This is a genomic window from Streptomyces sp. CRN 30 (genome assembly GCF_034105845.1).
Map to the genome: position 1 here is coordinate 1 of NZ_JAVRHI010000340.1, position 5,703 is coordinate 5,703.

Below are 5,703 nucleotides of genomic sequence, written 5' to 3' on the forward strand. Positions count from 1 at the left end.
GCCCGGCCGGGCGGCGCGGGCCGGGCCGGGGCGATCGTCGCCGGCGTCCTGACGGCGGCGGGCGGCTACGTGGTCGGCAGCGTACGGGCCCGCCGGGGCGCGGTGACGTTCGCGTCGGGGCCGGTCGGGGGTGACGGGCGTGGCTGACACCCCGGCGGAGGCGGTGGACGCCGGCGACGCGCGCGTGCCGGTGCTCATGTACCACGCGGTCGCCGTCGAGCCGAACGACGCGACGCGGGCGCTGTCGGTGACGCCGGCGGCGTTCGCGGAGCAGATGGCGATGGTCGCGGAGCGCGGCATGACCCCGCTGACGACGGCGGAGCTGGCGGCCGCCTGGCGCACCGGGCGGCCGCTGCCCGCCCGCCCGGTGCTCGTCACCTTCGACGACGGCTACGAGGGCGTGCACCGCCACGCCCTCCCCGTGCTGGCCGGACACGGCTTCCCGGCGACGCTGTTCGTCTCCACGGGCTGGCTGCGCGGCCCGTACGACACCGGGGGTGCCCTGGACACCATGCTCGGCTGGGGGCAGGTCCGCGAACTGGCGGGCGCGGGCGTCGAGATCGGCGGGCACAGCCACACCCACCCCCAGCTCGACCAGCTCGGCGCCGAACGGCTGCGGCACGAGCTGGTGCACTGCCGGGAGATCGTCACCGACCAGCTGGGCACGGCACCGATGTCGTTCGCCTACCCCTACGGCTACTCCGACCGCCGGGTGCGGGCGGCGGTGCGCGAGACGGGGTACGCGCAGGCGCTGGCGGTGGGCAACGCGCCGGCCCGCCGCGCGCAGGGCCCGTACGCGCTGCGCCGGGTGACGGTCCGCCGGAGCACCGGCGCCGAGGAGTTCGCCCGGCTGCTGGAGTGCCGGGCGATCACCCGTACCTTCGCCCGCGACCGCGCGCTCACCAAGGGCTACGCCACCCTGCGCCGCACCCGCCAACTACGCAGACGAGCCCCGTAAGGACCGCGGAGAGCACCCCACCACGAACCCGAGAGCAGGGGACGCGCCCCTTAAGGGGCGCGGGGAACTGCGCGACAAGCCCCGACGGCGCCGCACCCCACCACGAACCCGCAGAGAACCGCACCGAACCACACGGAACCACCCGCCGCGCGTACCCGGGAAACCGGGTGCACGCGGCACGCCCGTGCCGGATCATGGCGGCATGTCAGACAACCCGCACGACGCGCTGCCGATCCGGCTCCACGTCGACGACAGCGACTCCCCCACCGACGTCGTCGACGCGCTGTTCCTCGGCCGCTTCGCGACGGGCGAGCAGCCGTACTCGCACGCGGCCAACATCGACCGGGTCCGCTCCGGCGCCACGCTGCTGCCGCCCGACGCGCGGCTGCTCCGCGCGGCCCGCGACGGCGACCGCAGCGCGACGCTCGCGGAGGGCGACGGCTGGACCGTGCTGATCTCCCGCTGGAACCGGGGCGCGGACGTCACCGTCACGGCGACCAGCGAGGAACTGGCCGCGAAGGTCCTCGGCGAGGCAACCGACGGCGCGGCCGACGAACCCGAACCGCAGCCGGAGAACGTCACGATGGGGTTCTGGTACGTCTCCCCGCGACGCGGCCCGCACCGCACCACCCGGCAGATCTCCGCCGGTACGTGGGAGGAGATCCGGCCCAACTACACGGCGCCGGTGGCGGACGCGATGGACCGGCTGATGGCCACGACCCCCGAGGACATCGCCGGCCGGCTGCTCCTGCTGCACGGCCCGCCGGGCACCGGCAAGACCTCCGCGCTGCGCACCCTGGCCCGGTCCTGGCGGGACTGGTGCCAGGTGGACTGCGTCCTCGACCCCGAGCGGCTCTTCTCCGACGTCGGCTACCTGATGGACATCGCCATCGGCGAGGAGGACGCGGCGGGCAAGGGCCGCTGGCGGCTGCTGCTCCTGGAGGACTGCGACGAACTGATCCGCGGCGAGGCCAAGCACACCGCCGGCCAGGCCCTGTCCCGGCTCCTCAACCTCACCGACGGACTGCTCGGCCAGGGCCGCAACGTACTGGTCGGCGTCACCACCAACGAGGACCTCGAACGCCTCCACCCGGCCGTGGTCCGCCCCGGCCGCTGTCTGGCCCGGATCGAGGTCGGCCCGCTGACCCGCCGGGAGTCCGTGGACTGGCTCGGCACCGAGGAGGGAGTGGGCCGCGAGGGCGCGACCCTGGCGGAGCTGTACGCGCTGCGCCGGGGCACCTCGCCGACGGCCCTGCCCGAGCCCCGGGAGGGCGCGGACGCGGGCCTGTACCTGTAGCCGCTCGCCCGGCACGGGCTCGGCACCGAGCAGGCCGTACGGCAGGCGTGAGAGCGGGCGGCGTTCAGTTCACTCCCCGAACGCCGCCCGCAGCGCGTCCCGCACCGCTTCCTCCGCCGCCTCCCGGGACACCCCCAACCGCCGTGCCCGCGCGGCGAACTCCTCCGCCGCGGCGGCGGTCTCCCGCTCCGCCGCGCCCCCCGCCGCGGCGACGAACGTCCCGTTCCGTCCCCGCGTCTCGATCACCCCGTCCGCCTCCAGCGCCCGGTACGCCTTGGCGACGGTGTTCGCGGCGAGGCCCAGGGACTGGGCGAGCCCCCGCACCGTGGGCAGCCGGTAGCCCACCGGCAGGGCGCCCGACCGGGCCTGCTCGGAGATCTGCGCGCGCACCTGCTCGTAGGGCGGGACGCCGTCATCGATGTGGATCTTCAAGGTCACAGGGCGATTCTCCCGCACCGGGCGGAAAATGAGAGGCGGCCGGCCACGGTCGGCCGTAGCGTGCCCGCACATGACCATCACCGTGCGCGACCTGCGCGCCGACGACCGTGCGGACGTCGAGGCGTTCACCCTCGTCCGTCACCTGTCCGTCCCGTTCATGCTCTGGACCCCCGAGTCGATCCTGCACCGCCTCACCCACACCCACCCGGACGCCCGGACCCGCTCCCTGGTCGCGGAGGCGGACGGCGAGGTGATCGGCTCGGCGCAGATCGGCCTGGTCCACGAGAGCCCGGAGCCGGGACAGGCGTACCTCAACCTCTACATACGCCCGGACCGGCGGCGGCGCGGCGCGGGCGGGCCGCTGCTGCGGGCGTCGGAGGAGCACCTGACGGCGGCGGGCGCGACGAAGCTGTTCTCCTGGGCGCTGGACGCGCCGGAGAACCGGGCCTTCGCCGAGCGGTACGGTTACCGCGCCGGACGCTCCGCGCATTTTCTCCGTCTGGACCTGACGGCGGGCTCCCTCCCGCCGCTCCAGGACCCGCCCCCGGGCGTCGAACTGCGCACGGCGGCCGACTACGCGGACGATCCGCGTCCGCTGTTCGAGCTGGACGCGGAGACGACGCAGGACGAGCCGAGCGACGTCGACCTGGCCCTGGCGGACTACGAGGGGTGGCTGGCGGAGACCTGGCACCACCCGCTGCTGGACCGCGACCTGACCACCGTCGCGGTGGCCGGCGGCCGCCCGGTCGCCTTCACGGCGGCGTACACGGACGACGGCACGCGGTACTCCACGGCGATGACCGGCACCGCGCGCGCCCACCGCGGCCGGGGGCTGGCGAAGCTGGTGAAGAACGCGTCGCTGCACCGCGCGCGGGCGGCGGGCCGCACGGAGGCGTTCACGGGCAACGACACCGGCAACGGGCCGATGCTCGCGGTCAACAAGTGGTTCGGGTACGAGCGCTGCGCGACGGAGGTGCGCTATGTCCGCACCCTCGGCTGAACCCGCCGCCGTCATCGACGTCGTCCTGGTCAAGGCGGGCCGCACGAAGATCCGCTACCCGGGGGAGCTGCTGCACGACGACGGCACCCGCGTCGCCGTGCGCGCCGCCTGGGCCGGTGCGGGCGTCCGTGACTTCGGCTTCGTGCGGTTCGAGCCGGGGGACGTGTTCACCGAGTACTACTGGCGGGACCGCTGGTACGCGGTCAAGGAGGTCCGCGACGGCACGGGCGCGCCGAAGGGCTGGTACTGCGACATCACCCGCCCCGCCGTGCGCACCGGCGCGGAGCTGGTCGTGGAGGATCTCGACCTCGACCTGTGGTGCTCCGCGGACGGCGGGGACGTCCGCAGACTGGACGAGGACGAGTTCGCGGAGAGCGGCCTCGCGGAGCGGGACCCCGCCGCCGCTGCCGCCGCCCTGGACGCGCTGGACGCCCTGGAGCGGCTGGCCCGCGGGGAAGGTCTCGGTGTCCTCCTCGGTCACTCCCGTACGGGTTCCCCCAAGGGTTCTCCCGGGGGTTCTCCCAGGGGTGACAGCCGCGACTGACGGTCGAATCGTGACAGTGGCCACTGACAGATCCGCTTCCGGTGAGGAACTCTCACGCGGAGGGTCCGCCCCCGTGAGACCGCGGAACCCGGTGGACCGTGAGGAGGCAGCCATGCGCCGTACGACCGTGCAGAAGCCCCTGAGCCGGAAGGGCACGGAGAGCCGCCGCGCCCGCGAGGAGAACCGCGAGCGCCCCGCCGGACGGCCGGAGATCCGCGAGGACATCGCCCGCACCTGGTGGCCGGAGGGCTGAGGGAGGGCTACCTGAGGGCAGTCTGAGCCGTCCCTTAACGCGAGCATAAGGATCTCCGTCAGCCGTTCTCAGCACGGGTTTTCGGGGTTCGCCGGGGCTAGCGTGCTGGTCACCCCCCACGGGTTCGCCGGACCGCCTTCCCCTGTGACCGTCTCCGAGGAGTTCCCCATGCCCGCACCCCGCAGGGTCGCCGCCGTCGTCGCCGCCGGTACCGTCCCCCTCGCCCTCACCGTGCTGACGGCCGCCCCGGCCGCCGCGCACGGCACGATGGGCGACCCGGTCAGCCGGGTCTCGCAGTGCTACGCCGAGGGGCCCGAGAGCCCCGACTCGGCGGCCTGCAAGGCGGCGGTCGAGACCGGCGGCACCCAGGCGCTCTACGACTGGAACGGCATCCGCATCGGGAACGCCGACGGCAAGCACCAGGAGCTGATCCCGGACGGCAAGCTGTGCAGCGCGAACAGCGAGGAGTTCAAGGGCCTGGACCTGGCCCGCGCCGACTGGCCGGCGACCGGCGTGAGCAGCGGCTCGTACACCTTCAAGTACCGGGTGACGGCCCAGCACAAGGGCACCTTCAACGTGTACATCACCAAGGACGGCTACGACCCGTCCCAGCCGCTGGCCTGGGACGACCTCGACCTGTCCGCGCCGGTCGCGACGGCCACCGACCCGGTCGCCGCCGACGGTTTCTACACCTTCTCCGGCAGCCTGCCCGAGCGCAGCGGCAAGCACCTGCTGTACGCCGTCTGGCAGCGTTCGGACAGCCCGGAGGCGTTCTACTCCTGCTCCGACGTCACCTTCGGCGGCGACAGCGCGGCGAGCGGCGGCACCGCCACCGAGGAGGAGAGCGGCGCCCCGGCCTCCGGGGCCACCGAGGCCGCCGCCCCGGCGCCCGAGGCGTCCGCCCCCTCCGACGAGCAGATCGCGGCCGGTGCCGACAAGTCGACGGTCGAGCACCACGGCCACGGCGACCAGGACGCCACCACGACAACGGACCCGACGCCGGCGAGCGAGGCGACTCAGGCCGCGGCGTCCGGCACGGACAGCGAGCTGAAGGCCGCGGGCGGCTCCGAGAACCTCGCCGAGACCGGCGGGGACAGCAGCACGACGTACCTCGCGGTGGGCGGCGCGGCGGCCCTGGCCCTCGGCGCGGCCACCCTCTTCGCCTCGGTCCGCCGCCGCGCGGCCCAGGGCGCCCGGCACGGCCGCTGACCTG

At 74.6% G+C, this 5,703-nt stretch carries 7 protein-coding genes; 6 read left to right on the forward strand and 1 reads right to left on the reverse strand.

Features of this window, described 5'->3' with window-relative positions:
• Positions 1–196 precede the first annotated feature (196 nt).
• Together UW392_RS36565 and UW392_RS36570 are read left to right on the forward strand one after the other, a co-directional pair.
• Positions 197–958 (forward strand): polysaccharide deacetylase family protein, encoded by a 762-nt coding sequence (locus tag UW392_RS36565; RefSeq protein ID WP_320779527.1) that lies wholly within the window; start codon positions 197–199, stop codon positions 956–958.
• Positions 959–1,160: 202 nt separating this feature from the next.
• Positions 1,161–2,255, forward strand: a complete 1,095-nt coding sequence (locus tag UW392_RS36570) for a DUF5925 domain-containing protein (protein ID WP_320779521.1) — start codon at positions 1,161–1,163, stop codon at positions 2,253–2,255.
• A 69-nt stretch (positions 2,256–2,324) separates the two neighbouring features.
• Here UW392_RS36570 and UW392_RS36575 read toward each other — a convergent pair whose 3' ends face one another.
• Positions 2,325–2,693: a GntR family transcriptional regulator gene (locus tag UW392_RS36575; protein ID WP_320779522.1), complete on the reverse strand. Its 369-nt coding sequence runs from the start codon at positions 2,691–2,693 to the stop codon at positions 2,325–2,327.
• 70 nt (positions 2,694–2,763) lie between these two features.
• On the opposite strand from UW392_RS36575, the gene UW392_RS36580 reads away from it, so the two are divergent.
• From UW392_RS36580 to UW392_RS36595, 4 genes are all read left to right on the forward strand, one after another.
• Positions 2,764–3,693, forward strand: a complete 930-nt coding sequence (locus tag UW392_RS36580) for a GNAT family N-acetyltransferase (protein ID WP_320779523.1) — start codon at positions 2,764–2,766, stop codon at positions 3,691–3,693.
• Positions 3,674–4,237: a DUF402 domain-containing protein gene (locus UW392_RS36585; protein WP_320779524.1), complete on the forward strand. Its 564-nt coding sequence runs from the start codon at positions 3,674–3,676 to the stop codon at positions 4,235–4,237. Before UW392_RS36580 ends, UW392_RS36585 begins: the two co-directional genes overlap by 20 nt.
• A gap of 112 nt (positions 4,238–4,349) precedes the next feature.
• Entirely contained in the window at positions 4,350–4,490 is a 141-nt protein-coding gene (locus UW392_RS36590; protein WP_320779525.1) for a hypothetical protein, read from the forward strand.
• A 168-nt stretch (positions 4,491–4,658) separates the two neighbouring features.
• A complete protein-coding gene (locus UW392_RS36595; protein ID WP_320779526.1) occupies positions 4,659–5,699 on the forward strand; it encodes a lytic polysaccharide monooxygenase in 1,041 nt (346 codons plus the stop codon).
• Positions 5,700–5,703 lie beyond the last annotated feature (4 nt).